This is a genomic window from Pollutibacter soli, assembly GCA_029269725.1.
GTDB lineage: Bacteria > Bacteroidota > Bacteroidia > Chitinophagales > Chitinophagaceae > Pollutibacter > Pollutibacter soli.
This window is the reverse complement of the sequence record JARJHS010000023.1, coordinates 1-608: the sequence shown is the minus strand read 5'-3', so window position 1 is coordinate 608 and position 608 is coordinate 1. Positions and strand designations below refer to the sequence as shown.

The 608-nt window shown below is 51.0% G+C and carries 1 protein-coding gene; it reads right to left on the bottom strand.

Annotation, left to right across the window (positions count from 1 at the left end):
* Positions 1 to 53: 53 nt before the first annotated feature.
* Positions 54 to 608, bottom strand: a 555-nt coding sequence (locus tag P2W82_RS24660) for a PepSY-associated TM helix domain-containing protein (RefSeq protein ID WP_336518629.1), incomplete at its 5' end; no start/stop codon positions are given.

The following is a 608-nucleotide window of genomic DNA, read 5'->3' as shown; positions in this document are numbered from 1 at the left end:
CTTGCCGGGCAGGCCTAGTACGGCACCCACATGGATGTCGTAGTTCATGCGCATCAGTTTGTCGCTGCCTTTAAGGTCCTTAAGCGTCCCCAAACGTGATCCACACTCAACTCGCGCAAGCTGTGCTGGTCAAAGTAGCGGTAATCTATCTTCCAGTAAGTAGTAGGGTCGGGATTAACGTTTACCGCTATAGACGATGAATCGGTTTCTGGTGTATGCACTTCGATCGCCCCGTTGGCGGGTACTCCTTTGTACAGTTGCAACCATATGCGGTCCATCGCGGGCATATTGGTCGATGCAGCTACAGGTGTGTCTTTAGATCCGGGATCGACGTACGGTTTCATGCTGCCGCCACCTGAAATGGCGCCGTAGTACATTTTGCCGAACCATTCAAAGCCCCATACAGACCCCGTAATGGCAAATACCAGTGCAAGCGATGCTACATAAAAGCCAAGCACATTGTGCAGGTCGTAATTCTTTCGACGCCATTTAGCATTGAACTTGATAGAAAAGCGTTGCCTCCTGCCTGCCTTGTTGCGTGGCCACCAGAGTATGATACCGCTGATAACCATTACCAGGAAGATGAGTGTAGCGCTGGCGACAATTAC